The sequence below is a fragment of the Dactylosporangium siamense genome (assembly GCF_016862795.1).
Taxonomy (GTDB): Bacteria; Actinomycetota; Actinomycetes; order Mycobacteriales; family Micromonosporaceae; genus Dactylosporangium; species Dactylosporangium siamense.
Genome location: NZ_BONQ01000021.1, coordinates 124,914 through 150,683, shown reverse-complemented (window position 1 = coordinate 150,683; position 25,770 = coordinate 124,914). Strand labels below are relative to the sequence as shown.

The following is a 25,770-nucleotide window of genomic DNA, read 5'->3' as shown; positions in this document are numbered from 1 at the left end:
GCGATGGTCACCGAAAGGTTGAATGAACGAGCCGAAAAGCCGGGTTCACTCCCATTCAATGGTGCCCGGGGGCTTGGACGTAACGTCCACGACCACCCGGTTGACCTCCCGGACCTCGTTGGTTATCCGGGTGGAAATCTTCGCGATGAGCTCGTGCGGCAGCCGGGACCAGTCGGCGGTCATGGCGTCGTCGCTGGAGACGGGGCGCAACACGATCGGGTGACCGTAGGTGCGGCCGTCGCCCTGGACGCCGACGCTGCGCACATCGGCGAGCAGCACGACCGGGAACTGCCAGACCGAGCGGTCCAGGCCGGCCGCGGTGAGCTCCTCGCGGGCGATCAGGTCGGCGGCGCGCAGAATGGCGAGGCGCTCCTCGTCGACCGCGCCGATGATCCGGATCGACAGGCCCGGGCCGGGGAACGGGTGCCGCATGACGATCTCCTCGGGCAGGCCGAGGGCGGCGCCGATCGCGCGCACCTCGTCCTTGAAGAGCGTCCGCAGCGGCTCGACCAGCGCGAACTGCAGGTCGTCCGGGAGCCCGCCGACGTTGTGGTGGGACTTGATGTTGGCGGTGCCGGTGCCGCCGCCGGACTCGACCACGTCCGGGTAGAGGGTGCCCTGGACGAGGAACTCGACGTGCTCCTCGGCCTCGAGGTCGCGGGCGGCCTGCTCGAAGACCCGGATGAACTCCCGGCCGACGATCTTGCGCTTCTGCTCGGGGTCGATCACGCCCGCGAGGGCGCCGAGGAAGCGCACGGAGGCGTCGACGACCTTCAGGTTGATGCCGGTGGCCGCGACGTAGTCCTTCTCGACCTGCTCGGCCTCGCCGGCGCGCAGCAGGCCGTGGTCGACGAAGACGCAGGTCAGCTGGTCGCCGACGGCCTTGTGGACGAGCGCGGCCGCGACGGCGGAGTCGACGCCGCCGGACAGCGCGCACAGGACGCGCTTGCTGCCGACGCGGGAGCGGATCGCCTCGACCTGCTCCTCGATGATGTTGTTGGACGTCCAGGTGGGCTCGATGCCGGCGATCTCGTAGAGGAACCGGCGCAGCACCTCCTGGCCGTGCGGGGTGTGCGCGACCTCGGGGTGGAACTGCACCCCGGCGAGCCGCCGCGACACGTCCTCGAACGCGGCGACCGGCGCGGCCGGCGAGCCGGCGGTGACCGTGAACCCGGCGGGCGCGGCGGTGACGCAGTCGCCGTGGCTCATCCACACCGACTGCGCGTCGGGCAGGCCGCGCAGGAGCACGCCGCCACCCTCGGCGATGCTCAGCGGGGTGCCGCCGAACTCGCGCAGCCCGGTGTGGCTGGCCTGGCCCTGAAGGGCGACGGCCATCGCCTGGAAGCCGTAGCAGATGCCGAGGACCGGCACGCCGGCCTCGAACAGCGCCGGGTCGACCTGCGGGGCGCCCTCCTCGTAGACCGAGGAAGGGCCGCCGGACAGGATGATCGCGGCGGGGCCCTTGGCGAGCATGTCCGCGACCGGCATCGAGTGCGGGACGATCTCGGAGTAGACATGCGCCTCACGCACCCTGCGGGCGATCAGCTGCGCATATTGGGCACCGAAGTCGACGACGAGAACCGGCGGCGGCGTGGTCATGCCGTCGAGCCTAGTCGGCGCCCCGACGTGACCTGCGTCTCAGGGCTGTTCTCGCAGCGGTTGCGGCGTCGGTGCGAGGGTGAGCCGCAGCTGGCCGGGTGCGCCGGCCGGAACGGCCGGATTGTCCGGCGGGACGGGCGGCACCGGCTGGTATGCCTCCCCGAGCGGCGGTCGCGGGTCGGGTTCGCCGCGGTTGGGCCACATGGACATGGCCCGCTCCGCCTGGGCGGTGATCGTCAGCGACGGGTTGACGCCGAGGTTGGCGCTGACCGCCGCGCCGTCGACGACGTGCAGGCCGGGGTGGCCGTACACGCGGTGGTAGGCGTCCACGACCCCGCGCTCCGGCGAGTCACCGATCGGCGCGCCGCCGAGGATGTGGGCGGTGATCGGGATGTTGAAGACCTCGGACCAGCTGCCGCCGGGCATGCCGCCGATCTCCTCGGCGAGCAGCCGGACGGCCTGGTTGCCGGCCGGGATCCAGGTCGGGTTCGGCTCGCCGTGGCCCTGCGACGTGGTGAGCTTGCGCCGGCCGGTCCAGCCGCGGCGCAGCCGGACGTTGAGGGAGTTGTCCAGCGACTGCATGACCAGCGCGATCACCGTCTTGTGCGACCAGCGGCGCACGGACAGCACCCGGGTGTGCCGGATCGGGTGCCGGAAGAAGGCGCCGAACCAGCGCAGCGGCCGCCACGGCCCGCCGTCGGTGAGGACGGTCTGCAGCAGGCCCATGGCGTTGGAGCCGGGACCGTAGCGGACCGGCTCGATGTGGGTGTGCGCGTCGGGGTGGAACGAGCTGGTGATCGCCACGCCGTCGGTGAAGTCGACGTCCTTGCGCAGCGAACGGGCGCCGACGATCGACTCGGAGTTGGTCCGTGTGAGCGTGCCGGCCGTCGCGGAGATCGCGGGCAGGTGGCCGTCGGCGCGCATCCGCAGGAGCAGTTCCTGGGTGCCCAGGGCGCCCGCGGCGAACACGACCTGGCCCGCGTGGAACGTCCGCCGGTCCCGCCGGCGACCCGTGCCGCGGGTGTCGATGCGGTAACCACCGGCATCAGGTCGCACCGACGCCACCGTCGTCAACTGATGCACCTCCGCGCCGAGCCGTTCAGCCAGATGCAGGTAGTTCTTGACCAGGGTGTTCTTCGCCCCGACCCGGCAACCGGTCATGCAGGCGCCGCAGTGCTCGCAGCCGTGCCGCAGCGGGCCGACCCCACCGAAGTACGGGTCGACGCCGGACCTGCCGAAGTAGACACCGACGGGGGTCTGGTGGAAGGTGTCGCCGACGCCCATCCGTTCCGCGACCGCCTTGATCGCCACGTCGGCACGGGTCATGCGGTGGTAGACGCTGACGCCGAGCATGCGTTCGGCCTGGTCGTAGAACGGCGCGAGCTCGGTGCGCCAGTCGGCGATGTCGCGCCACTGCGGGTCGTCGTAGAACTGCTCGAGCGGCCGGTAGAGGGTGTTGGCGTAGATCAGCGACCCGCCGCCGACGCCGGCGCCGGACAGCACCAGCACGTTGCGCAGCAGTTTGATCCGCTGGACCCCGAAGCAGCGCAGGGCCGGGGCCCACAGGAAGCGCTTGGTGTCCCACGAAGTCTTGGGGAACTCGTCGTCGGCGAAGCGCCGGCCGGCCTCCAGGACCGCGACCGAGTAGCCCTTCTCGGCCAGGCGGAGCGCGGTCACGCTGCCGCCGAAACCCGAACCGATGACCACCACGTCATATCGCACGCCTCATGGTGACTCACCGGTAAGTTACTGGGAAGTACCCAGTTTGGCATCGGCGGGCGTCAGTCCATCCGTCGCGCCTCCCTGGACACCGGCGCCGGGTGCGGCACACTGAGGCACATGGCGAGACTTCCCGGTGGCCTGCCCGCCTGGCGTGGTCGCCGGCTGCTGCGCGGTGCCGGCACGGCGCACGGCGGCCCCGGTCCCGCCACCGTGAGCGCCGCCCGGCACGCGGCCCTGCACTCGTTGGTCATCGAGGCGGCGAAGTACGCCGACGCGCCACCGCCGGCGGCGGTCGCCCTCACCGGATCGGGCACGGTCCACTGGACCGGCGCGGCCCTGCGTATCGGGCTGCCCCTGGTCTGGGGTCTGCCGGCCGATCACCTGCGCATCCTGCTGGCGCACGAGCTGGCGCTGCCGGACACGAAGCACGCCGACCTGGTCCGTGGCCTGCTCGCGGCCCGCACCGCCGGCACCGACCCGAAGCTCCTCGGCGCGACCCGCCCGCTCCAGCTCGCGGTCGAGCAGGTCCGCGACGCGGCCGCGATCGCCGCCGGTGGCGGTGGGCTGTCCGGGGTGGAGGACGCCGCCGCGGCCCTGTTGCGGGCCGCGACGATCGAGACGGCGTTCGCCGCGTTCGCCGCCGCCGAGGGTCGCCGCCTCATCACCGCCGGCGGTCCGCCGTCCGGCACCGTCACCGCCGGTGCTGCCTCCGCCGACGCCGGTGCTGCCGGCGCCGGCGCATCGGAGGCGGGCACGGTGCCGGTGCGCATCGCCGACCTGCACGCCGGGTGGCGGCTGCGGCTGGAGCGGTGGGGCGCACCCGCCGTCGACGGTGCCGCGCTGCTCGACGAGGTGCCGCAGCGGCACCCCGGGCTCGCCGCCGACCTGCGGGCCCTGCACGAGGTCCCGAAGCCCGGACTGGCCGCGGACGCGGTCGTCCTGGACGCGCTGACCGCCGAGGAGGAGCAGACCCTCGCGGCCGAGGTCATCGGCGGCGACGGCGCCTGGACGCGCTTCGAGCAGCTGCCCGTCGAGGTGTACGGCGGCGAGGTCGAGCGGCAGGCCCGCGAATACGTCCAGGCGGTGCGCGCGGTGCTCGGCCGCGACCCGGACGGCCGGGACGAGCTCGCCGGCACCCTGCTGCGCCGTCCGGTCGACGTCGAACGGGCCCGCCGCGGCGAGGCGTTCGGCGGCATGACCGGCGAGGACCCGCCGGCACCCCCGTGGATGGGTGTCGTGCTGTTGTCGGTGCTCGTCGAGTACACCCTCCTGAAGAAGGAGTGGCGGCGCGAGCATCCTCTGGTGGCCCGCCGGCTGGTCGCGCCGGGCGGCGAGGTGCTCGATCTCAACGAGCTCTACCGGCAGCCGGACGAGCTGCGGCGGCTCCTCACAGGCTGAGCGTCGGGGTAGCGGCCAGCTCGATCGGGTGGATCACCTGGTAGCCGTTGGGCACGTGCTGCTCGATGACGCCGGCGGCGAGCTGGTTGTAGCCGCTGCCGTCGAACCGGATCCCGTTCCACGGCATGACGGTCTGCGTCGCCGGCAGCGACAGCTGCTGCACCGCGTTGCGGATCACCGGCGGGCTCAGGTCGGTCACCGAGTCCATCGCCAGCGCGAGCAGCATCGTCGCGGTGAAGGCGGCCGCCGCCACGTCGGTCATCTTGGCGTGGAACGCCTGCTCGAACATGCCGCCGACGATCCTCGCGATCGGGTTGCGCCCGGCGAACTCGCCGGACCAGCCGCTGGCCCGCAGGACCTGGTTGTTGCCCTTGATCGCGTCGAGCGCGCCGACGCCGGGGCCGAACGCGATGACCGGCGCCTTGCCCTTGAGCCGGCCGGCCAGCTCGGCGGCCGCGGCCGCCTCCTGCGCGTTGGTCACGACCGCGAGGACGGCGTCGCCCTTCTTGACGAAGCCGCTGTCACCGGCGCCCTCGGCGGCCAGGGTGATCTGCTCCTTGCCGCCGATCTCGTAGCCGGCGGCGAGGCTCAGGTCCTCGATCGAGGTGCGCACGCTGGCGATCTCGTCGCCGGTCGCGCCGCTGGCCTTGCCCGACGCGGTGATGACCCGGCTGAACTGGCTGTCGCCGTCGCGCTCGCGGTAGAGCAGGGCGAGCGCGGTGGACACCATCTGCCGGTCGCTCGGCTGGATCCGGAAGTGCGCGGCCCGGTTGAGGTCCACGAACGTGTCGGCGGTGCTCAGCGCGTCCACGAGCGCCACGCCGATGGTGTCGGTCTCCCGGCCGGCGGGTGCGGCGACGTCGAGCGTGTCGGCGAGGATCAGGCCGACGGCGCCGTCGTGCACGAGTCGCGACGCCTCCTTCTCCACCTTCTCCGGCGCGCTCTCGGTGTTGCCGACGACGAGGGTGAGCTTCGCGCCGTTGCGCAGGCCGACTCCCGTGCTCAGCGGCAGGTTGATCGGCAGGTCCTTGACGTCGTTGTTGACCATCTCGATGGCGAGCTTGGCCCCGAGCTGGGCCTGCTGGCCGATCGCGGCGTTGGGCCCGGTCGTGGAGACGAGCAGGCCGATGGCGAGCGTCGCCGGGATCTTCGGCGCGGGGCTGCCCTTGCTCGTGCAGCCGGTCAGCAGCAGTGCCGTGACGGAAACAGCCGCGGCGAACACGACCATCGCGGGCCGGCGGCCGTGGATGTGCACGACAGAGAACTCCTTGGGACACGCGGCAGGTCGGACGGCCGTATCCTTCCTGTCTGGTCGATGCGTTTCAACCCCGGTGTCGAGCTTCAAGTAATGTGACCTGCACCACAATGACGTGGTTGGACAGATGTCGCAACCCTGGTTTGATAAGGCTCGCACGCTGCTCAGGCAGCGCGATGACGCATGCGAAAGGTGTGAGGGGTGCAGACCTTCGCTTCGCCACCTTCATCGAGGGCTCCCGCCGTCGTCATGAAGGTGAACAGCCACCGGCGACGCAGGCCAGGGGAGCCGCAGCGGCGCAGCGCGTCGCTGTTCCGGGTCCGCGACTGGCGGGTGCCGACCAAGCTCGCCGCCGTGCTCGTGCTGCCCGCCGTGGCCTTCCTGGTCATCGCAGGGGTCCAGATCAATGCCTCGGTGCAGGACGCCTCCAAGCTCGACCAGTTCGCCCAAGGGGTCAAAGTCGGCCGCCAACTGACCAATCTGATCCACTATCTGCAGCTGGAAAGAGACCGAACGGCTGGAGTTCTCGCCAAGTCGACCACCGTGCAGGCGCCGGCCGGATCGACTTCCAGCAATCAGGAGCTGTCGGCGAACTACGCCGCCACCGACGCGGCGCTGGTCGCCTTCTCCAAGGCCGCGCGCCCGCTGCTCGCCAACCCGATCTTCAACCAGTCGCAGAACCGGGTCAGCGCCGACTTCGCCGACCTGTACCTGGTCCGCGAGGGCGTGAAGCAGCGGTGGCTGCGCCAGGAGGCGGTCTTCGACCAGTACTCCTCCACCATCCAGCACCTGTTCGAGCTGGTCCCCGACCGCCCCGACATCGGCGGCGACTCCCAGTCGGTCACCGAGGTCTCCTCCCTGATGGACCTCGCCCAGGCCAAGGAGCTCAAGGACCAGCTGCGCGGGCGGATCTTCGCGGCCGCGAGCGCGGGCAGGTTCGCCCCCGACGACTTCGAGACGTTCTCGGAGATCCAGGCGCGGCAGGCCGCCGCCGTCGAGCGGTTCCGCGGCTCCGCCAGCTCGCGGCACCTCGCCCTCTACGACCGCAACGTGCGCCAGCCCTCGGTCGGCACCGTCACCCGGCTCCAGCAGCAGGTCATCTCCCGCGCCCGGGGCGCCGCCGTCGGCGTGACCCCCGAGGAGTGGTGGCTGGCCAGCACCAGCGAGCTGGACTACATCCGCACCATCGAGCAGGAGCTGCTCGAGGACGCGATCGAGGGCGCCGGCAACCGGAGCGCCTCCCAGCGCACCGACGCCATCGTGGCCACATCGGTGATCGTGCTCGTCATGCTCGTCGCGCTGCTGCTGTCCTGGCTCATCGGCCGGTCCATGGCGCGCTCGCTGCGGCAGCTGCGGGCGCAGGCCCTCGACGTGGCGCAGCACCGCCTGCCGGAGGCCATCCAGCGGCTGCGGACCCTGCCCAGGGGCGAGACGGTCACCGTCGACACCACCACCAGAGTCCGCTCCACCGATGAGATCGGTGAGGTCGCCGACGCGTTCACCGCCGTGCACCGCAGCGCGGTCAGCCTCGCCGTCGAGCAGGCCGTCATGCGGCGCAACGTCAACTCGATGTTCGTCAACCTGGCCCGCCGCTCGCAGACCCTCGTCGAGCGCCAGCTGCAGCTGCTCGACCAGCTGGAGTCCGCCGAGACCGACCCCGACCAGCTGGCGAACCTGTTCCGCCTGGACCACCTCGCCACCCGCATGCGGCGAAACGACGAGAACCTCCTCGTCCTCGCCGGCAGCGAGGCGACCCGGCGATGGGCGCAGCCCGTCTCGCTGTCCGCGGTGACCCTGGCCGCGATGGCGGAGATCGAGCAGTACGCGCGGATCCGCCACGACGTCGCGACCGACATCTTCGTCGTCGGGCACGCCGTCTCCGACATCGTCCACCTGCTCGCCGAGCTGCTGGAGAACGCCACCACGTTCTCCCCGCCGGACACCGTCGTCACCGTCGCCGGCTGGCCCGCGAAGCAGACCAAGGAAGCCACGATCGTCATCGAGGACCGCGGCCTCGGCATGACCGAGTCCGGTCTCGTCGACGCCAACGACCGCGTCTCCGCCCCGATCGCCATCGACGTCGCCGCGTCCGAGCGGATGGGTCTCGTCGTCGTCGGCCACCTCGCCGCGCGGCACGGCGTCCAGGTCCGGCTCGACGCCACCGACGAGGGCGTCACGGCGTATGTGACCCTCCCGGCCCGCCTCCTGGCCGCCCCGCCGGAGGGCGCCGGGCTGTATCACGGCAGCGGCAACCGCATCGCCGGCATGTCGCGCCTGCCGATCGCCGCCGAGAGCGACCGCCCCGGCGCGACGGTGATCTCCATCGAGGACGCGCCGACGGCGGTGCTGCCGGCGCTGCCCGGCCGGCCCGGCGTCACCGGCGCCGACGACGACGTGCCGGCGGTCGCCGCGCCGCCCCTGCCCTCGGTGCCGGTCGCGCTCACGACCTGGCCGGTCGCCTCCTCGGCCGCCGCGGCTGCGGCGTCCGCGCCGGCCGGCGCCGACGTCGTGCCGAGCCAGCGGGTCCCGTCCAACGGCGCGGCCGTCCCGGGCGTGCCGGTCTCCGCGGTGCCCGTGTCCGGGGCGCCGAGCTCCGGAGCGCCGGTCTCGGGTGTGCCGGTGTCGGGTGTGCCGGTCTCCGGGGGCCCGATGCGTGGCGCGCCCGTCTCGGGTGTGCCCGGTCAGACCGCCGGCAGCAACGGCACGCCGGGTGCCAACGGCGGCGTGCCCGGGGCTCCGGTCTCCGCAGTGCCGGTCTCCGGGGTGCCCGGTGGTGCTCCCGCCACGCCGGCTGCCGCGGGAACGGCTTCCGGGCCGCCCGCGCAGCGGTCGTCGAACGGCGGCCCCGCTGCGGCGCCGCGGCGCGGACCCAGCCGGGCCGAGGACATCATCGGCGCGGCGGCGCGGGGCAACGCCGCGCCGCCGGCGAAGGGGACCCGGTGGTGGTCGAAGGCCGGCGCGGGCGACGCGCCCGTGTCGACGACACCGTCGGTCCCGGCCCAGCGCACCCCGGTGACCGCGGGCACGAGCGCCAGCGGGCTGCCGATCCGGGTGCCCCTGGCACAGTTGCCGGGTGACACCGGGCAGGCGTCCACGCCGGACGTGACGCAACCGATCATGGTGGCTACGCACACCGAGCCGGACCCCGCGAGCGTCAGCAGCATGCTCACCCGGTTCTACAGTGGCGTGCACCGGGCCGCGAACGAGGATGAGGTACCCACGGTGCCGATCAACGATCATCGAGGGAGCACGGCGTGACCCTGAGCCAACAAGCACGGGACCTGAGCTGGTTGATCAACGCCTTCACCGAACGGGTGCCGGGCATCGCGCACGCGGTGGTGGTGTCCTCCGACGGTCTACTGGTCGCGGTCTCGGACCATCTGCCCCGCGACAGCGCAGACCAGCTGGCCGCCGTGACGTCGGGCCTGGTGAGTGTCACCAGCGGTGCCGCCCGCATCTTCGACGGTGACGAGGTCAAGCAGACCGTGGTCGAGATGGGCCAGGGCTTCTTCCTGGTCATGACGATCCGCGACGGTTCGATCCTCGCCACGCTCGCCGGGCGCGAGGCGGACATCGGTGTCGTCGGCTACGAGATGGCCCGGCTCGCCAAGCAGGCCGGCGAGATGCTCACCCCCGCGTTGCGCGCCGAGCTCCAGCAGGCCCTCCCCCGCTGACCGCACCCCGATCACATCCGCCCGCATCGCCGGGCGGGTGTGATCGCCAGCGGTCCCGGCTCCCGCCTGCCCGACAACCTCGATCACACCGCCCGGCTCCACCGCGCCCGGGCGGCGGCCGGTCACATCATCACCGGCGGATCGCGCCCGCCGGCGCCGTTCCCCGGCCGTCGAGGGTGTCGTTCGACGATGCGGGACGCGTCGATGGTGTTCGGGGTGTCGCGGACCCAGCCGGTGTTGGAGCCCTCGACGGCGGCTGATCATGCGATCTCGCCCGACCGTGATCGGCCAGCAGGCCGCGCGGGGGCGCCGGGGCCGGGGAGCGCGAACGCCTGGCCGGGAACGCGAACGGCCCGGGCCGGGGGAGCCGGGCCGGGCCGTCCACGACGGGCGGAGGGTCAGCGGTCGAGGACCAGGCCGACCTTCTGGAACTCCTTCAGGTCGCGGTAGCCACACTTGGCCATCGCGCGCCGGAGGCCGCCGAACAGGTTGAGCACGCCGTCGGGGTCCTCGGACGGGCCGTAGAGCACCTTGTCGAGCGTGCCCAGGGTCTCCTCCGCGGACCCGAACGAGCCGCGGGGCAGCTTCGGGTGGCTGGCGGCGGAGTGCCACCAGGCGCCACCGGCGGGGGCGGAGTTGCTGCGCGACAGCGGCTCGCCGACCATGACCGCGTCGGCGCCGCAGCCGAGGGCCTTGGCGATGTCACCGGACGTCTGCAGGTTGCCGTCGGCGATGATGTGGACGTAACGGCCGCCGGTCTCGTCCAGGTAGTCGCGGCGGGCGTCGGCGGCGTCGGCGATCGCGGTCGCCATCGGCACCCGGATGCCCAGGACCCGGTCGGTCGTCGACCACTCGTCGGCGCCGATGCCGACGATGACACCGGCGGCGCCGGTGCGCATCAGGTGCAGCGCGGTCTGGTAGTTGGTGCAGCCGCCGACGATGACCGGCAGGTCCAGGTCGGCGATGAACTCCTTGAGGTTGAGCGGCTCGTCGGTCGTCGACACGTGCTCGGCGGAGACGAGGGTGCCCTGGATGACGAGCAGGTCGACGCCCGCGTCGAGGATGACCGGGGCCAGGGCGAGGGTGTGCTGCGGTGAGACGCGCACGGCGACGGTGACGCCGCCGTCACGGATCTCCTTGACCCGCTCGCCGATGAGCTCCGGCTTGATCGGCTCGGCGTACACCTCCTGGAGGCGCTTGGTGGCGTTCGAGTCGTCGTCGAGGTCGGACAGCTCCTCCAGGATCTTGCTCGGGTCCGCGTAGCGGGTCCAGAGACCCTCGACGTTGAGCACGCCGAGGCCGCCGAGGCGGCCGAGCTCGACCGCGGTCGCGGGGCTCATGATGGCGTCGGAGGGGTGCGCCACGCACGGGATCTTGAACGGATACGCGTCGAGCTGCCAGTTGGTCGACACGTCGTCGACGTCACGGGTGCGCCGTGTCGGGACGATCGCGATGTCGTCCAGGTGGTAGCCACGCCGGGCGCTCTTGCTGAGCCCGATCTCGACCACGTCACGCATTTGCCGCTCCTGCCATTGTTGGGCCCTGCTGGGGGTGTCCGCGCTTCGCGCGGTTCGCTACCGCGAGTGGTAGTTGGGTGCCTCGACGGTCATCTGGATGTCGTGCGGGTGGCTCTCCTTGAGCCCGGCCGCGGTGATCCGGATGAGCTGGCCCCGCTCGTGCATGTCGGGGACGGTGGCGGCGCCGACGAAGCCCATGCCGGAGCGCAGGCCGCCGACGAGCTGGTGGGCCACCGCGGCGAGCGGGCCGCGGAAGGGGACCTGGCCCTCGATGCCCTCGGGCACCAGCTTGTCGTCGGACAGGACGTCGTCCTGGAAGTAGCGGTCCTTGGAATACGACCTGGCCTGGCCGCGGGACTGCATCGCGCCGAGCGAGCCCATCCCCCGGTAGGACTTGAACTGCTTGCCGTTGATGAAGATCAGGTCGCCGGGGCTCTCCTCGCAGCCGGCCAGGAGGCTGCCGAGCATGACCGTGTCGGCACCGGCCACGATCGCCTTGGCGATGTCGCCGGAATACTGCATGCCGCCGTCGCCGATGACCGGCACGCCGAGCGGCGCGCAGGCGCGGGAGGCCTCCATGATGGCGGTGATCTGCGGCACGCCGACGCCGGCGACGACGCGGGTCGTGCAGATGGAGCCGGGGCCGACACCGACCTTGACCGCGTCGGCGCCCGCTTCGGCGAGCGCCCGGGCGCCGGCATAGGTCGCCACGTTGCCGCCGACCACGTCGACGGTGGTCTCCTTCTTGAGCCGGGCGACCATCTCGACGACCTGCCGGTTGTGCCCGTGCGCGGTGTCGACCATGACGATGTCGAGGCCGGCGTCGATCAGCGTGCGGGCCCGCTTGTAGGAGTCGTCGCCGACCCCGACCGCGGCCGCGACCCGGAGCCGACCGGCATCGTCCTTCGTGGCGTGCGGGAACTTCTCGCTCTTGGAGAAGTCCTTGACCGTGATCAGGCCCCGGAGCTTGCCGGCGTTGTCGACGATCGGCAGCTTCTCGACCTTGTGCTTGCGCAGCAGCGCGCGGGCCTCGTCCTTGCTGACCCCGACGAGGGCGGTGTAGAGCGGGGTGACCGTCATGATGTCGCGGACGGGCGTGGCCGGGTCCGAGACGAACCGCATGTCGCGGTTGGTGACGATGCCCACCAGCTGGCCGGATGCGTCGACGACCGGGACACCGGAGATGCGGAAGCGCCCGCAGAGCTTGTCGACCTCGCCGAGCGTGTCGTCGGGCGAGCACGTCACCGGGTTGGTGACCATGCCGGCCTCGGACCGCTTCACCAGGTCGACCTGCTGCGCCTGGTCCTCGATCGACAGGTTGCGGTGCAGCGTGCCGATGCCGCCCTGCCGTGCCATGGCGATCGCCATCCGGGCCTCGGTCACCGTGTCCATCGCGCTGGAGACCAAGGGGATCCGCAGGGTGATGTTCCGGGTGACGTGGCTGGAGGTGTCGACGGCGCTGGGCACGACGTCGGACTCACCTGGCAGCAGCAGCACGTCGTCGAAGGTCAGGCCCAACGGCAGAACGTCAGGTCGCGGCGAGAAATCCATGAAGCGCATCCCAGCTCTCGGTCGTCCGGCGGGTGCGTCTCATCGTACTTCCGCCCCGGCGCCGCACCCCTCCGCCATAGCCGGACGTGCCCTGGGTAACTCCGCCGCAACCACCGCTCTCACTACCGAGCCCCACACGCGCCGGTAATGGGGCTACCGTTGAGGCGTGCACGAAGAGCCCATCGACCCCTTCGCCGGTGACCCGGCCGATCCTTCGGCCGAGCTCGACGACAGCGGTGCCGACGACCCGTTGACCGCCGCCGAGCGCCAGGACGTTCTCGAGGACCTTGCCGACCTCGAGATCTACCAGGCGCTGCTCACGGCGATCGGCGTCCGTGGGCTCGTCATCGAGTGCGAGGACTGCCACGAGCCGCATTACTTCGACTGGGACCTGCTGCGGGGGAACCTGAAGCACCTGCTCACGTCGGGTCGGCCACGGGTCCACGAGCCGGCGTTCGACCCGGACCCTGACCATTACGTCACATGGGAATACGCGCGGGGTTACGCTGACGGGGTCCATGACGCACTGGCGAGTGCGACGGACGACAACGACGGCTGAGTCGCTGGGCGCCCTCGTTTAGGTTTGCCGCGGGTGGGGTACCGACGCGGCATGACTCGGAGCGCTAACTCACCAGACCGGCACGGAAGGCCGCCGCGACGGCGTGTGCCCGGTCGCGTGCTCCCAGTTTCCGGAACAGCCGGCGAGCGTGCGTCTTGACCGTGTCCTCGGAGACGAAGAGCTCCCGGCCGATCTCGGCGTTGCTCTTGCCGTCGGCCATGCCGCGCAGCACCTGCAGCTCACGCTCGGTCAGTTCGACGCGTCGCCGCGGCGGCTCGCCGGGCACGTCGCCGCGTTGCTGCGGCACGCCGGCGCCCGCGACCCGCGCGCCTGCCATCCCGACCGCGGTCCTCGCGGCGCCGGGCAGTCCCCGGCCCGCCGGGAGCACCCCGCCGGCCGGCTGGGTCGGCGTGCCGACCCGCGCGGGCAGGACCGGGTCACCGTTGCCGCGGCCGACCTGGCTCAGCACCAGCAGCACCGCCTTCGCGAGCGTCGTCACCGGGTCCGCCGTGTCGACCCGGATGACCGCCCTGGCGCCGGCGGCGATCGCCGCTGCCGCCGCGCGCGGCTCCTCCGTGCCGAAGAAGACCACCGTCGAGCCGGGCGACACCGCCAGGACACGGCGCGAGAACTCCGCACTGTCCGGCCGGGCCAGGGTCGGGTCGGCCAGCACCAGGTCCGCGGGCTGCTCACTGAGTCGGGCCAGGGCCTCGACCATCGTGACGGCGGTCCGCACCGCGTGTGCCACCCCGAGCCTGGCCGCGGCTGCGGCGACCGTCTGTGCCGCGACCTGTGTTCGCACACACACCAAAATCGTACGCACCGTCGTGCTCCTCTCTCTCAAAGAGAGAAACACGAAATGGCGAGATCTAGACGTGGTTTCGCCGCGATTGGCCTACGAGAAATTGACCGACGACATCCCGTTACCTGCGGCGGCCTCACGCGTTGTACAGGGATTGTGCGACGCGCGAATTCCAGCCCGCAAGCTAGGAAGGAGGGGCGAATGACGAATGTGACTCGACTGCCCGGCCCGATCGCGGACGTGTGGGACTGGCAGCGACTCGGTCTGTGTCGGGGGCGCGACAGCGCACAGTTCTTCCACCCGGACGGTGAGCGCGGTGCGTCACGCGGCCGGCGGGAGGCCGCGGCGAAGAACGTCTGCCGCGCGTGCCCGGTCCGGGCGCAGTGCGCCGCTCAGGCGCTCACCACCCGGGAGCCGTACGGCGTCTGGGGCGGCTTCAGCGAGAGCGAGCGCCTGCGCCTGCTGGCCGTCGGCTGGGAGGACAGCGCCGACCGCGGTCGCACGACGGTCGACGTGTCGCGCCTGGAGGCCAAGCTGGGGCTGCGCCCCACGCCGCCGCTGGTGCCGCTGCGCACGGTTCGCACCCATCCGGCGCCGAACGTGCCCGCCCAGCGCCGCCGCGCCGGCGCCGACCGCGCCCGTCCCGCCGCCAGGTAGCACCGCTGCGCTGATCGGGCCCGGCCGCCGGCCGGGCCCGCCTTGCTGCGCAGGGGCGCAGGTCAGCGCACCTCGACCTGCGTAGGGGCAGGTCAGCGCACCTCGACCTGCGCAGGAGCCGATCAGCGCACCTCGACCTGCGCAGGAGCCGATCAGCGCACCTCGACCTGCACCGAATGCCATCCCGTGGCACCGTCCGGGTCCGGTGGCGCCGGCGCCTCGGTCTGCGTGTCGCCACCGTTGTCGGTGGCCCGGACCGTCAGCCGGTGCTTGCCCGGGGTCGCCGTCCACGGCAGTGTCCACTGCCGCCATGTGTCGATCGACGGCACCGCGGCCAGCTTCGCCACCTGCCAGGGTCCCTCGTCGACGCGGACCTCGACCTTGGAGATGCCGCGGTGCTGCGCCCAGGCGACCCCGGCGATCATGACCTGCCCCGCGGCCGGCCTGCCACCGTCGCGCGGGGTGTCGATCCGCGACTGGGTCTTGATCGGCCCCTCCCGGGCCCAGCCACGATTGATCCAGTACGCGTCGAAGTCGGCGAAGGACGACAGCTCCAGTTCGGCGAGCCATTTCGTGGCCGACACGTACCCGTAGAGGCCGGGCACCACCATGCGGACCGGGAAGCCGTGCTCGATCGGCAGCGGTTCGCCGTTCATCGCGATCGCGAGCATCGCGTCCCTGCCGTCGCGCAGCACCGCGGTCGGGGTGCCGGCGGTCCATCCGTCGACCGACCGGCTGACCACCTGGTCGGCGCCGGCCTTCGGGCGGACCTCGTCGAGCAGGTCGGCGATGCGCACACCCTGCCACTTCGCGTTGCCGATGAGCCCGCCGCCGACGTCGTTGGAGACGCAGGCGAGCGTCACGTACCGCTCGATCATCGGACGCTTGAGCAGCTCCTCGAAGGTGAGGGTCAGCGGCCGCTCGACCCGCCCGTGGATGCGCAGCGTCCAGTCCTCCGACGACACCTGCGGCACGACCAGGGTGGTGTCGATGAGGTAGAAGTCCTTGTTCGGCGTCACGAACGGGGCCAGGTCGGGCAGGCCGGCATCGGCCTCCGGCGGGAGCGGCGCGGCCGTGTCGGGCGCGGCCGGGATCTGCACGGAGGCGCGGTCGGCCTGGACCCCGCGGCGGGTCGCCCACCAGCGGGCGGTGAGCCCCGCGACGAACGCGGCGGCGAGGGTCCCGCCAGCGGCGCGGAGGAAGAAGCGGCGCTCCTCGAAGGTCTCGACCGGTGGCCGGACGAGCAGCCACCGCAGCACCCCGGCGCCGGTGGCGGCACCGGCGAGGGTCGGCACGAACGCATACCAGGGCGCGTCGTGCCGGGTCATGGCGGCCGCGATCCCGACGAGGGCGAAGCCGGCGATGCCGGCATACCCGTACACCATCCGGCGGGTCGCGAGAATTCCGACGACGGCGGCGAAGGCGGCCAGGATCAGCAGCGTGCCGACCTGCAGCGCGATCTTGTCATAGGTGTAGAAGACCGACACCGCGAAGTCCTTGACCGACGCCGGCACCGAGTCGATCACGACCCCGCCGACGGACACGAGGGGCGAGGTGGTCGCGCCGGTCAGGATCGCGACGACCTCGGCGACGCCGAGCGCCACCCCGGCGGCCGCCAGACCGGCGAGTGCGGCATTCCTACGAGTGAGCACGGCTCCAGTCTGCGCCGTGGATCATCACCCACCAAGGGCGGTAATCGATCCCTAAGAACTGCGTGAGGGGCCCCTCACGATGAAGGGCCCCTCACGATGTCGCGTGACTCAGAAACCGGGGCCGTGCGAGTGGCCGTGCCCGTGGCCGTGACCGCCACCGGCGGCGGGCTCCGGGGCGGCCGGCTTCTCCACGACCAGGCTCTCGGTCGTGAGCAGCAGGCCGGCGATCGACGCGGCGTTGGAGACCGCGCTGTGGGTCACCTTGACCGGGTCGACGATGCCGGACTTGACCAGGTCGACGTATTCGCCGGTGGCGGCGTCGAGACCGTGGCCGAAGTCGAGCCCGGTGACCTTGCCGACCACGACGTAGCCGTCGAAGCCGGCGTTCTGCGCGATCCAGCGCAGCGGCTCGACGAGCGCCTTGCGCACGATCGAGACACCGACCTTCTCGTCACCGGTCAGGCCGAGGTCGCCGTCGAGGACGGGGAGCACCTGGGCCAGGGCGGCGCCGCCGCCGGGGACGATGCCTTCCTGGACCGCCGCCTTGGTCGCGGAGATCGCGTCCTCGATGCGGTGCTTGCGCTCCTTCATCTCAACCTCGGTGGCGGCGCCGGCCTTGATGACCGCGACCCCACCGGCGAGCTTGGCGACCCGCTCGTTGAGCTTCTCCTTGTCCCAGTCGGAGTCGGAGGCCTCGATCTCCTTGCGGAGCTGCTCGACCCGCGCGGTGACCTCGCTCTTCTCGCCGCCGCCGTCGACGATCGTGGTGAGCTCCTTGCCCACGACGATGCGCCGGGCCTTGCCGAGGACCTCGGTGCCGACCGACTCGAGCTTGTAGCCCAGCTCGGGAGCGACGAGCTCGGCGCCGGTGAGGATCGAGATGTCCTGGAGCATGGCCTTGCGCCGGTCACCGAAGCCGGGCGCCTTGACCGCGACGACCTTGAAGGTCTTGCGGATGGCGTTGACCACGAGGGTCGACAGGGCCTGGCCCTCGACGTCCTCGGCGATGATCAGCAGCGGCTTGTTGTCCTTGACGATCTGCTCCAGCAGCGGCAGCAGCTCCTCGATGGCGCCGATCTTCTGGGTGGTGACGAGGACATAGGTGTCCTCGAGCACCGCCTCCTGCGACTCGGCGTCGGTCACGAAGTGCGGGGAGATGTAGCCCTTGTCGAACTGCATGCCCTCGGTGACTTCGAGCTCGGTCGTGAGGGTGGAGCCCTCCTCGACCGTGATGACGCCGTCGCGGCCGACCCGCTCCATCGCGGAGGCGATCAGGTCGCCGATGGTGGCGTCCTGCGCGGAGATGGTGGCGACCTGGGCGATCTCGGTGTGGCTGGCGACCGGGGTCGCCTTCTCCTTGAGCGCCTTGACGACGGCGGCCGTCGCCAGGTCGATGCCGCGCTTGATGCCCGCCGGGTTGGTGCCCGCGGTCACGTTGCGCAGACCCTCGCGGACCAGCGCCTGAGCCAGCACCGTGGCGGTGGTGGTGCCGTCGCCGGCGACGTCGTTGGTCTTGGTGGCGACCTCTTTGACCAGCTGGGCGCCGAGGTTCTCATAGGGGTTGGTGAGCTCGATCTCTTTCGCGATCGTCACACCGTCGTTGGTGATGGTCGGGGCACCGAACTTCTTGTCCAGAACGACGTTGCGCCCGCGCGGGCCGAGCGTGACCTTGACCGTGTCGGCCAGGCGGTTGACGCCGTGCTCCAGCAGGTGGCGCGCCTCGTCGGAGAAGCTCAGGATCTTCGCCATGCGTGTGATGTCCCTTCAAAGGCGACACCGCCCCGGCCGCCAGCGCTGCGCGCACGGGTCCGGGGCGGTGGCCACTGCTCTACTTGGTCTGGGTCACTTCTCGATGACCGCGAGGACATCACGGGCGGAGAGCACCAGGTACTCCTGGCCGCCCCACTTGACCTCGGTGCCGCCGTACTTCGAGTAGATGACGGTGTCGCCGACCTTGACGTCGATCGGAACCCGGTTGCCCTTGTCGTCGATACGACCGGGGCCCACAGCCTGGACAGTGCCCTCCTGGGGCTTCTCCTTGGCCGTGTCCGGGATGACGATGCCCGAGGCGGTGGTCGTCTCAGCCTCGTTGGCCTGGACCAGGATGCGGTCCTCGAGCGGCTTGATCGCAACCTTCGTCGCGGTAGTCACGGGCATACCCTCCTGGGGTATTGAATCTTGCGCTATCGAGTGCCCGGTGAAGCCGTCGTCGCGGGTGCCGGCTTCAGCCGGTTGGCTGGCACCCTCGACACGAGAGTGCTAATCGGAGGTTATGTCGCTGGCTAGCACTCCGTCAAGGAGAGTGCCAAACACGCCACGAAATCACCCGTCGTCGGCTACGCGACGGACCGCGGCGCGGGCACCGCCACGGATCTACGCTCGGCGGTATGAAGAGGCTGCTCGGCACGCTGATCGTCGCCATCCTGGCCGTGGGGTCCCTCACCGCCTGCGGCAAGAAGGACGGCGGAGGCACGCCCGTGGCCGCCACCAGCACCGGCCCCTCGGACTCCGCCGCGTTCGGCGAGAACACCAACGGCGGCGGCGCCTCCGCCGCGGCGTCCGGCGGCGGCAACCAGAGCCCCGCCACGGACAAGAGCGCCGCGCCCACCTATCCGGGTGACGCGAAGGGCTACTGCCAGGCCGTCGTCACCGCGTGGACCAAGAACGACAGCGGCCGGATCAAGCAGCTCGCCGGCGCCGGCGCCGTGAGCAACTTCCAGTACATCGAGAAGGGCGCCGACACCAACTGGAAGTACGCGAAGAAGGACGGCTCCGACTGCATCCTGCGCAACGACCACGGCGACCAGCTCCAGGTCACGGTCGACGAGCAGAAGCTGGGCAAGCCGCAGGCCGTCACGGACGTCGTGATCGAGAAGACCGAGTACCCCTCGGACCCGTCCAGCTACGTGAACAACTTCATCAACGCCTGGTACAACGGCAACACGCAACGCATGGCGACCTACTCCAGCCACTCCATCGCGAGCAACTACGGTGGCAAGAAGGCCCCGCCGAACTGGACCGAGGGCCAGCCCAAGGAGGACAAGGGCGACTACTGGCTGGTGCACGGCTCGTCGAACGCCGGCGACAGCTATACCTTCAAGGTCAAGAAGAGTCTCGGCAAGGCCAACGGCATCCTAGGGATCTCATAACGCATGCTCGAACAGGCCCTGAAAGCCGCGGCGGCACTGCCGGACGGCGACCCCCTGGCGGCCGCATCGGCGCTACGCGCGGCCGGCTTCCCGCCGGACCTCGCCGCCACCGCGCTGACCCAGGTGGCGCTGCGACGCAAGGCCGTCGCCAAGTTCGGCGCCGACGCGAGCGTGATGCACTTCACCCGGGCGGGCCTCGAGCAGGCGACCCGGGGTCCCGTCGCGGCCAGGCGGGCGGCCCGGCTCGCCGCCGCGGGCGCGACCAGCGTCGCCGACCTGGGCTGCGGCATCGGTGCGGACACCATCGCCTTCGCCCGGGCCGGCCTGCGCGTGCACGCCGTCGACGCGAGCGAGGAGACGGCCGCGACCGCCGCGGCGAACGTGCTCGCGTTGGGTCTTTCGCAGTTGGTACGGGTGGAGCCCCGCGACGCGGCATCAGTCCCGCTGGACGGCGTCGACGCCGTGTTCTGCGACCCCGCCAGGCGCACCTCCGGCGGGCGGCGGGTGTTCGACCCTCGCGCCTACTCCCCGCCGTGGGACTTCGTCGTCGGGCTGGCCGCACGCGTGCCGATGACGGTGCTGAAGCTCGCTCCCGGCATCGACCACGCGATGTTGCCGCCCGGGGCCGAGGGAGAGTGGGTGTCGGTCGACGGTGACGTGGTGGAGGCGGCGGCCTGGTGCGGCCCCCTTGCCGCCGCCCCTCGACGGGCGACCCTGTTCCAGGGGCCGGACGTCGTGTCGCTGACGGGGAGCGGCGTGCTGGCCGCCCCGGTCGGACCTGTCGGAAATTTCGTGTACGACCCGGATGGTGCCGTCATCCGGTCGCACCTCGTCGCCGAGTTCGCCGCGACGGTCGACGGCACCCTGGCGGACCCCACCATCGCCTACGTCTACACCTCCACGCCGGCGCCGACCCCGTTCGGGCGCTGCTACGAGGTGCTCGACCAGCTGCCGGTCGCGTTGAAGCGGCTGCGGACCGCGCTGCGGTCCCTGGACGTCGGCGCGCTGACGATCCTCAAACGCGGCTCGGCCCTGGACGTGGAGGAGCTGCGCAGGGCATTGCGCCTCTCCGGCAGCCGGTCCGCCGTCATAGCCCTGACCAGGGTCGCGGGCGCTCCCGCGGTGCTGCTCCTCAGTAGAGTTGCTGACCCAGGCGGCGCTGCAGGTCGATGAGGACGTCGTCGGCGAGGTCCTCCGGCGGGCGGCGCCCCAACTGCTCCGTCAGCATCCGCCCCGACTCGCGGCACATGTCCCACGTGATGCGCTCATGCAGCCAGCGCAGCCACTCGACGACGTCGTTGATGAAGAACGCGACGATCTGCTCCGAACCCCGGACCCGCCGCTCCTCCCCCATCACCGTCAGCGCCGCCGCCAGCCGCCGCCGCGGGAAGTCGTGCCCGGCCAGGGCGTCGGCGAACACGTCCGCCCGGTGCCGCGGCGCGGTCGGCGCGACCGTCAGCTTCGGAAACGGCGGCTCCCCCGACGTCCACACCTGCGCGCTGCGTGGCACGAACTCCGGCTCGAGGACCACGTCGATCCGCGACGCGTGCCCCGGGTCGTCGACGGCGACGAGCACCCGCGGCTCCACCGAACTGACCTTCGTCACGAACCGCGACAGCCCCGTCGCCTCCTCCACACAGAACCGGGCGTCCGGCAGGTCCAACACCCCGTCGAACACCAGCCGCCCGACCCGCGGCCCGGCCCCCTGCCACAACCGGACCCTGACCAGCCCGACCTGCGGGCGCGCCGCGACCCGCACGTGCCGGTCGGTCGCGGTGATCGGCCCGTCACCGTCGAACACGGACATGTCACGGCCGCTGGTGGCGCCCAGGAAGATGTGCCCGTAGCCCAGGTACATCTGGACGGCACCGATCTGCATCTCGCTATTGTGGGCCAGTGGCGAGCAAGGGCACCCCGGCGACCGCACTGTTGGCGCGGCAGAAGATCGCGTTCACTCCGCACACCTATGAGGTCGACCCCCGGGCCACCTCCTATGGCGAGGCGGCCGCGGCGGCCCTCGGCGTCGAGCCGTCCCGCCTCTTCAAGACCCTCGTCACCACCATCGACGGCCAGCTCACGGTCGGTGTGGTGCCCGTGTCGACGTCCCTGGACCTCAAGGCCCTGGCCGCCGCGGTCGGCGGCAAACGCGCCTCGATGGCCGAGCCGGCCGCCGCCGAACGCGCCACCGGCTATGTGACGGGCGGCATCTCCCCGGTCGGCCAGCGCTCCCGGCTCCCCATCGTCATCGACGCGTCGGCTTCCGGACTGTCCACGATGTACGTCTCGGGCGGCCGGCGCGGCCTGCAGATCGAACTCGCCCCCGACGACCTCGTCCAGGTCACCGGCGCCGTGCTCGCCGACATCGCGGCCCACTGATCATGCCCGCCGCCGACGACCACCGGCCCGGCCTGACCATGCGCGCCTCGGACGAGGACCGCCAGCACGTCATCGAGGCGCTGCAGCACCACACCCAGCTGGGCCGCCTGACCCTGGACGAGTTCGCCGACCGCTGCGACACGGTCCTCGCCGCGAAGACCCTCGACGATCTGCGTGCCGCCACCCACGACCTCCCGGCGCTGCCGGCCACCCCGGCGGCGACGGCCGGCGGCGAGACCGCCAACGACCGCCACGTGCTGCTGGTGTTCGCGATCGCCCTGATCGCCGCCGTCCTGCTGGGCCTGGTCTACGCCGCGTTCCACTGACCGCCTCCGTCCTCACGATCCCGAAGACCTCGAGCAGCCAGGAGCGCCCAGGGTCTTCTGGATCATGGAGAGGCGGTGGGCTGGCGGTCGGTGCCGTGCCAGGAGCGCCAGAGCGCGGCGTACGCGCCGCCGGCGGCGACCAGTTCGTCGTGGCTGCCGAGTTCGGTGATCCGGCCGTCCTCCACGACCGCGACCCGATCGGCGTCGTGGGCGGAGAAGAGCCGGTGCGCGATCGCGATCACCGTGCGCCCCTCCAGGGCGCCGGCGAGGGAGCGTTCGAGGTGCCGGGCGGCCCGCGGGTCGATGAGGGACGTCGCCTCGTCCAGGACGAGGGTGTGCGGGTCGGCGAGGACGAGCCGGGCGAGGGCCAGCTGCTGCGCCTGCGCCGGCGACAGGGGCGGCTCGCCCAGCACCGTGTCCAGGCCGTCGGGCAGGGCGTCGACCCAGTCCAGGGCGTCGACGGTGGCGAGGGCCCGGCGCAGCTCCGCGACCGAGGCCGAGGGCCGGGCCAGGACGAGGTTGTCGCGGACGGTGCCGAGGAAGACGTGGTGTTCCTGGGTGACGAGGGCGACGTGCTGCCGTAGTGAGGCCAGCGGCAGGTCGGCAAGAGGGACACCACCGACGGTGACCGCGCCGTCGCCAGGGGTGTAGATGCCCGCGAGGAGCCGGCCGAGGGTGGACTTGCCCGCGCCGGAGGGGCCGACGACGGCGAGCCGCTCGCCGGGGCGGATCTCCAGGTCGACGCCGTGCAGGACGTCGCGGCCGTCGACGTAGGAGAATCGCACGCCCCGAGCCACGATCCGTTCGTCGGTGAACGCCGGTGGAGCGTCGGCGGCGGGCACGGGAACGGACTGGACGCCGACGATGCGGGCCAGGGAGGCCAGGCCGACCTGCAGCTGGTCGAACCAGGACAGGACCCGGTCGAGCGGGTCGATCAGGGCGACGAAGTACAGGACGGCGGCGGTGACCTGGCCGACGGTCGCCCACCCCTCCATCACGTACCAGCCGCCGGCCACGAGGGTGACGACGCCGGGCAGGACGTAGCCGAACTCGGTGAGCGGGAAGAAGACGGTGCGCAGTTTCAGCGTGTACATGTTGGTGCCGTACACGCCGCGCAGGTGCGCCTGGGTGCGCCGCACCCGCCGGCGCCGCAGGCGGAGCACGTCGACGGTGCGGGCACCCTCGACGGTCTCCGCGAGGCCGTCGGTGAGCTGGGCGAAGGCGGCGCTGGAGGCGAGGTAGCCGGCGGGGGCCCGGCGGAAGTACCACACGGAGCTGGACCACAGGACCGGCACCGCGATGAGGGCGGGCAGCAGCAGGAGCGGGGACAGCAGCGCCACGGCGCCGAGGGTGAGCAGGACCTGCAGGACGCCGACGATGACCTCGGGCAGCGCGAAGCGGACGGTGCTGGAGGTCCCTTCGACGTCGCGGGAGGCGCGGGTGAGCAGGTCGCCAGTGCCGGCGCGTTCCACCGTGGACGGTGGGACGGCGAGGACCCGGTCGACGAACTCCTCGCGGAGGGTCGCGAGGACCTGCTCGCCGAGGCGGGCGGAGGCGAGCCGGGCGTAGCGCACCAGCACCGACACGACCACGATGACGCCGGTGATGGTGAGGGCGACGCGGTCGACGGTCGCGGTGGTCGTGCCCGCGGAGGTCTTCTCGACCAGGTCGCCCAGCAGGCGGGGGGTGACGAGGCCGGCGACGGCGGCGCTGACGTGGAGGACGACGACGAGGGCGAGCATCCGCGGGTGGGCCCTGATCAGGCGCCGCAGGTAGGCGCGGACCTCGGCGCCGGAGGCGATGGGCAGCATCAGGCGTCGTCCTCCCGCGTGACGGTCGCCGCGTAGGCAGGGCAGCTGTCCAGCAATGAACGGTGGGTGCCGCTGGCCGCGACGCGGCCGGTGACGTCGACGAACGCGACAGTGTCGGCGCGGTCGAGCAGCAGCGGGCTGGTGGTGCACACGACGGTGGTCCGGCCGGTGCGCACGGTGGGGAGGTTGCGGGCGATGAGCGCCTCGGTGTGCGTGTCGACGGCGCTGGTCGGCTCGACCAGGACGAGGACCGGCGGGTCGAGGGCGAGGACGCGGGCGAGGCGCAGGCGCTGCTGCTGGCCGCCGGAGAAGTCGCGACCGCGCTCGGCGATCTCGGTGTCGAGGCCGTCGGGGAGGGCGGCGACGATGTCGAGGGCCGCGGCGGCGTCGAGGGCGGCGAGGACGGCGGCGGGCCGTGCGCCGAGCTCGTCGCCCAGGCGCCCGCGGAAGAGGCGGTCGTCATTGTCGGCCACGACGATGTGCGACCGGACGTCGTCGATCTTCAGCGTTCGCAGGGGTACGCCCAGCAGCAGCGCCTCCGAGGCCGGGTCGAGCAAGCCGATCCGGTCCGCGATCGCGGCGGCGTCCTCGGGCCGGGTGGCGGCGATCGCGGTGAAGCGCCCGCTGCCGGCGACGAACCCCGAGCCGGGGTCGGCCAGGTCACCGGCGGTGGCGGCGGCCGGGTCGGCCGGGTCGCGCAGCTCGGGCTCGACGCCCAGGAGGGTGATGACGCGGCCGGCGGCGACGAGGCCGCGGGTCAACTTCTCGGCGAACTCGGTGAGTGTCCGCAGTGGACCGACGAGGAACGCGGCGTAGGCGTAGAAGGCAACGAGCTCGCCCGGAGTGATCTTGCCGGCGACGGCGAACCGGGCGCCGAGCCAGGTGACGAGGGCGACGAACAGGCCGGGGAGGAGCACCTGCGCACCTTCGAGGAGGGTTTCGACCTTGGCGACCCGGACGCCGGCGGCGCGCACCTGCTGGGACTCGGTCCGGTACCGGGCGGACACGACGTCCTCGCCGCCGACGCCACGCAGGATCCGCAGGCCGGAGACGATGTCGGCGGCGCGGCCGGTGAGCGCGCCGGCGAGCTCGCGCTGGGCTCGGCGGCGCTGGTGGAGGGGCTTGATGAGCAGGCCGACGACGCCGACGAGCAGCGGCACGCCGATGACGACGACGAGGCCGAGCGGCACGGACACGTCGAGCAGCAGCACGGCGACGACGATGATCGCGACGACGGCACCGCCGGTGCGGGCGCTGACGTCCATCGAGTAGCCGACGTGGTCGAAGTCGGTGGTGCCGATGCTGACGACCTCGCCGGCGGCCACCTTCTTCGGCAGGGTCGCCCCGAGGTGGGTCGCGTGCCGGGCGGTGACCTGCACGGTGCGGAAGCCGGCGCCGAGGAAGTTGGTGACGGCGAACCGGTGCCGCATGATGCCGCTGATCGCGGTGATGATGCCGAGGCCGAGGAGGGCGCCGCCGGCGCCGAGCAGGGCGGTCCGGTCGTGCGCGGTGAGGGCGTCGACGCCGGCACCGAGGGCGGCCGGGACGAGGGCCTGGCTGACCATCCAGACGATGCCGAGGGCGATGCCGGGAAGGATCGTCGGGAGCTGGCTGCGCAGCACCCACAGCAGATACCTGCCGGCGGTTCTGCTGTCGGGTTCACCGGGATCGTCGAGCGGCAACCGTTTCATGGCCCGCCGACGGTAACCCGGCGGCCCGTCC

The 25,770-nt window shown here is 72.0% G+C and carries 20 protein-coding genes and 1 pseudogene; 9 read left to right on the top strand and 12 right to left on the bottom strand.

Annotation, left to right across the window (positions count from 1 at the left end):
• Positions 1-45: 45 nt before the first annotated feature.
• On the bottom strand, positions 46-1,599 hold the full coding sequence (guaA, locus tag Dsi01nite_RS06705; protein WP_203845140.1) for a glutamine-hydrolyzing GMP synthase: 1,554 nt from the start codon (positions 1,597-1,599) through the stop codon (positions 46-48).
• Between the two features lie 39 nt (positions 1,600-1,638).
• On the bottom strand, positions 1,639-3,321 hold the full coding sequence (locus Dsi01nite_RS06700; RefSeq protein WP_203845139.1) for an FAD-dependent oxidoreductase: 1,683 nt from the start codon (positions 3,319-3,321) through the stop codon (positions 1,639-1,641).
• Between the two features lie 117 nt (positions 3,322-3,438).
• Between Dsi01nite_RS06700 and Dsi01nite_RS06695 the strand changes: the two genes are divergently transcribed.
• Positions 3,439-4,719: a hypothetical protein gene (locus tag Dsi01nite_RS06695; protein WP_203845138.1), complete on the top strand. Its 1,281-nt coding sequence runs from the start codon at positions 3,439-3,441 to the stop codon at positions 4,717-4,719.
• Here the strand turns inward: Dsi01nite_RS06695 and Dsi01nite_RS06690 are convergent.
• A complete protein-coding gene (locus tag Dsi01nite_RS06690; RefSeq protein WP_203845137.1) occupies positions 4,709-5,974 on the bottom strand; it encodes an ABC transporter substrate-binding protein in 1,266 nt (421 codons plus the stop codon). The two genes, Dsi01nite_RS06695 and Dsi01nite_RS06690, sit on opposite strands and share 11 nt — an antisense overlap.
• A 249-nt stretch (positions 5,975-6,223) precedes the next feature.
• Here Dsi01nite_RS06690 and Dsi01nite_RS06685 point away from each other — a divergent pair, with 249 nt between their 5' ends.
• Together Dsi01nite_RS06685 and Dsi01nite_RS06680 are read left to right on the top strand one after the other, a co-directional pair.
• Positions 6,224-9,232 carry a sensor histidine kinase gene (locus Dsi01nite_RS06685; RefSeq protein ID WP_203845136.1) on the top strand — a complete coding sequence of 1,003 codons (3,009 nt, stop codon included), beginning with the start codon at positions 6,224-6,226 and terminating at the stop codon, positions 9,230-9,232.
• Entirely contained in the window at positions 9,229-9,648 is a 420-nt protein-coding gene (locus Dsi01nite_RS06680) for a roadblock/LC7 domain-containing protein (RefSeq protein WP_033357615.1), read from the top strand. Before Dsi01nite_RS06685 ends, Dsi01nite_RS06680 begins: the two co-directional genes overlap by 4 nt.
• Before the next feature lie 398 nt (positions 9,649-10,046).
• Here the strand turns inward: Dsi01nite_RS06680 and Dsi01nite_RS06675 are convergent, their stop codons facing one another.
• Both Dsi01nite_RS06675 and guaB read right to left on the bottom strand, forming a co-directional pair.
• Positions 10,047-11,165, bottom strand: coding sequence for a GuaB3 family IMP dehydrogenase-related protein (locus Dsi01nite_RS06675; RefSeq protein ID WP_203845135.1), 1,119 nt, complete (start codon positions 11,163-11,165; stop codon positions 10,047-10,049).
• 57 nt (positions 11,166-11,222) lie between these two features.
• Positions 11,223-12,725 (bottom strand): IMP dehydrogenase, encoded by a 1,503-nt coding sequence (gene guaB, locus Dsi01nite_RS06670; protein WP_203845134.1) that lies wholly within the window; start codon positions 12,723-12,725, stop codon positions 11,223-11,225.
• 157 nt (positions 12,726-12,882) lie between these two features.
• On the opposite strand from guaB, the gene Dsi01nite_RS06665 reads away from it, so the two are divergent.
• Positions 12,883-13,275: a DUF5319 domain-containing protein gene (locus Dsi01nite_RS06665; RefSeq protein WP_033357617.1), complete on the top strand. Its 393-nt coding sequence runs from the start codon at positions 12,883-12,885 to the stop codon at positions 13,273-13,275.
• Positions 13,276-13,339: 64 nt separating this feature from the next.
• Here the strand turns inward: Dsi01nite_RS06665 and Dsi01nite_RS06660 are convergent, their stop codons facing one another.
• A complete protein-coding gene (locus tag Dsi01nite_RS06660; RefSeq protein WP_239135729.1) occupies positions 13,340-14,098 on the bottom strand; it encodes a helix-turn-helix transcriptional regulator in 759 nt (252 codons plus the stop codon).
• Between the two features lie 180 nt (positions 14,099-14,278).
• Here Dsi01nite_RS06660 and Dsi01nite_RS58245 point away from each other — a divergent pair.
• Positions 14,279-14,644 (top strand): annotated as a pseudogene (locus Dsi01nite_RS58245) (WhiB family transcriptional regulator); the annotation flags it as partial.
• A gap of 242 nt (positions 14,645-14,886) precedes the next feature.
• Here the strand turns inward: Dsi01nite_RS58245 and Dsi01nite_RS06650 are convergent.
• The 3 genes from Dsi01nite_RS06650 to groES form a co-directional block, all read right to left on the bottom strand.
• Positions 14,887-16,386 (bottom strand): molybdopterin-dependent oxidoreductase, encoded by a 1,500-nt coding sequence (locus tag Dsi01nite_RS06650; protein WP_239135728.1) that lies wholly within the window; start codon positions 16,384-16,386, stop codon positions 14,887-14,889.
• Positions 16,387-16,494: 108 nt separating this feature from the next.
• Positions 16,495-18,135: a chaperonin GroEL gene (groL, locus tag Dsi01nite_RS06645; RefSeq protein WP_203845132.1), complete on the bottom strand. Its 1,641-nt coding sequence runs from the start codon at positions 18,133-18,135 to the stop codon at positions 16,495-16,497.
• A 93-nt stretch (positions 18,136-18,228) separates the two neighbouring features.
• Positions 18,229-18,537, bottom strand: a complete 309-nt coding sequence (gene groES, locus Dsi01nite_RS06640) for a co-chaperone GroES (protein ID WP_505661188.1) — start codon at positions 18,535-18,537, stop codon at positions 18,229-18,231.
• Between the two features lie 236 nt (positions 18,538-18,773).
• Here groES and Dsi01nite_RS06635 point away from each other — a divergent pair, with 236 nt between their 5' ends.
• The gene (locus tag Dsi01nite_RS06635) at positions 18,774-19,535 is read left to right on the top strand and encodes a hypothetical protein (protein ID WP_203845130.1); all 762 of its coding nucleotides are present in this window, start codon (positions 18,774-18,776) and stop codon (positions 19,533-19,535) included.
• Between the two features lie 3 nt (positions 19,536-19,538).
• Positions 19,539-20,708 carry a class I SAM-dependent methyltransferase gene (locus Dsi01nite_RS06630; RefSeq protein WP_203845129.1) on the top strand — a complete coding sequence of 390 codons (1,170 nt, stop codon included), beginning with the start codon at positions 19,539-19,541 and terminating at the stop codon, positions 20,706-20,708.
• Here the strand turns inward: Dsi01nite_RS06630 and Dsi01nite_RS06625 are convergent.
• The gene (locus Dsi01nite_RS06625) at positions 20,668-21,414 is read right to left on the bottom strand and encodes a hypothetical protein (protein WP_203845128.1); all 747 of its coding nucleotides are present in this window, start codon (positions 21,412-21,414) and stop codon (positions 20,668-20,670) included. The two genes, Dsi01nite_RS06630 and Dsi01nite_RS06625, sit on opposite strands and share 41 nt — an antisense overlap.
• A gap of 17 nt (positions 21,415-21,431) precedes the next feature.
• On the opposite strand from Dsi01nite_RS06625, the gene ybaK reads away from it, so the two are divergent.
• Both ybaK and Dsi01nite_RS06615 read left to right on the top strand, forming a co-directional pair.
• Positions 21,432-21,911 (top strand): Cys-tRNA(Pro) deacylase, encoded by a 480-nt coding sequence (gene ybaK, locus Dsi01nite_RS06620; RefSeq protein WP_203845127.1) that lies wholly within the window; start codon positions 21,432-21,434, stop codon positions 21,909-21,911.
• A gap of 2 nt (positions 21,912-21,913) precedes the next feature.
• Positions 21,914-22,237 carry a DUF1707 SHOCT-like domain-containing protein gene (locus Dsi01nite_RS06615; protein ID WP_203845126.1) on the top strand — a complete coding sequence of 108 codons (324 nt, stop codon included), beginning with the start codon at positions 21,914-21,916 and terminating at the stop codon, positions 22,235-22,237.
• A 62-nt stretch (positions 22,238-22,299) separates the two neighbouring features.
• On the opposite strand, the gene Dsi01nite_RS06610 is transcribed toward Dsi01nite_RS06615, so the two are convergent.
• Together Dsi01nite_RS06610 and Dsi01nite_RS06605 are read right to left on the bottom strand one after the other, a co-directional pair.
• Positions 22,300-24,048, bottom strand: coding sequence for an ABC transporter ATP-binding protein (locus tag Dsi01nite_RS06610; protein WP_203845125.1), 1,749 nt, complete (start codon positions 24,046-24,048; stop codon positions 22,300-22,302).
• Entirely contained in the window at positions 24,048-25,739 is a 1,692-nt protein-coding gene (locus Dsi01nite_RS06605) for an ABC transporter transmembrane domain-containing protein (RefSeq protein WP_203845124.1), read from the bottom strand. Before Dsi01nite_RS06605 ends, Dsi01nite_RS06610 begins: the two co-directional genes overlap by 1 nt.
• Between the last annotated feature and the right edge of the window lie 31 nt (positions 25,740-25,770).

Coding starts and splice junctions, on each gene's coding strand:
- guaA (WP_203845140.1), bottom strand. CDS start 1,599: ATGACCACGCCGCCGCCGGTTCTCGTCGTCGACTTCGGTGCCCAATAT.
- Dsi01nite_RS06695 (WP_203845138.1), top strand. CDS start 3,439: ATGGCGAGACTTCCCGGTGGCCTGCCCGCCTGGCGTGGTCGCCGGCTG.
- Dsi01nite_RS06685 (WP_203845136.1), top strand. CDS start 6,224: ATGAAGGTGAACAGCCACCGGCGACGCAGGCCAGGGGAGCCGCAGCGG.
- Dsi01nite_RS06675 (WP_203845135.1), bottom strand. CDS start 11,165: ATGCGTGACGTGGTCGAGATCGGGCTCAGCAAGAGCGCCCGGCGTGGC.
- guaB (WP_203845134.1), bottom strand. CDS start 12,725: ATGCGCTTCATGGATTTCTCGCCGCGACCTGACGTTCTGCCGTTGGGC.
- groL (WP_203845132.1), bottom strand. CDS start 18,135: ATGGCGAAGATCCTGAGCTTCTCCGACGAGGCGCGCCACCTGCTGGAG.
- Dsi01nite_RS06635 (WP_203845130.1), top strand. CDS start 18,774: ATGAAGAGGCTGCTCGGCACGCTGATCGTCGCCATCCTGGCCGTGGGG.
- Dsi01nite_RS06630 (WP_203845129.1), top strand. CDS start 19,539: ATGCTCGAACAGGCCCTGAAAGCCGCGGCGGCACTGCCGGACGGCGAC.
- Dsi01nite_RS06625 (WP_203845128.1), bottom strand. CDS start 21,414: ATGCAGATCGGTGCCGTCCAGATGTACCTGGGCTACGGGCACATCTTC.
- Dsi01nite_RS06615 (WP_203845126.1), top strand. CDS start 21,914: ATGCCCGCCGCCGACGACCACCGGCCCGGCCTGACCATGCGCGCCTCG.
- Dsi01nite_RS06610 (WP_203845125.1), bottom strand. CDS start 24,048: ATGCTGCCCATCGCCTCCGGCGCCGAGGTCCGCGCCTACCTGCGGCGC.
- Dsi01nite_RS06605 (WP_203845124.1), bottom strand. CDS start 25,739: ATGAAACGGTTGCCGCTCGACGATCCCGGTGAACCCGACAGCAGAACC.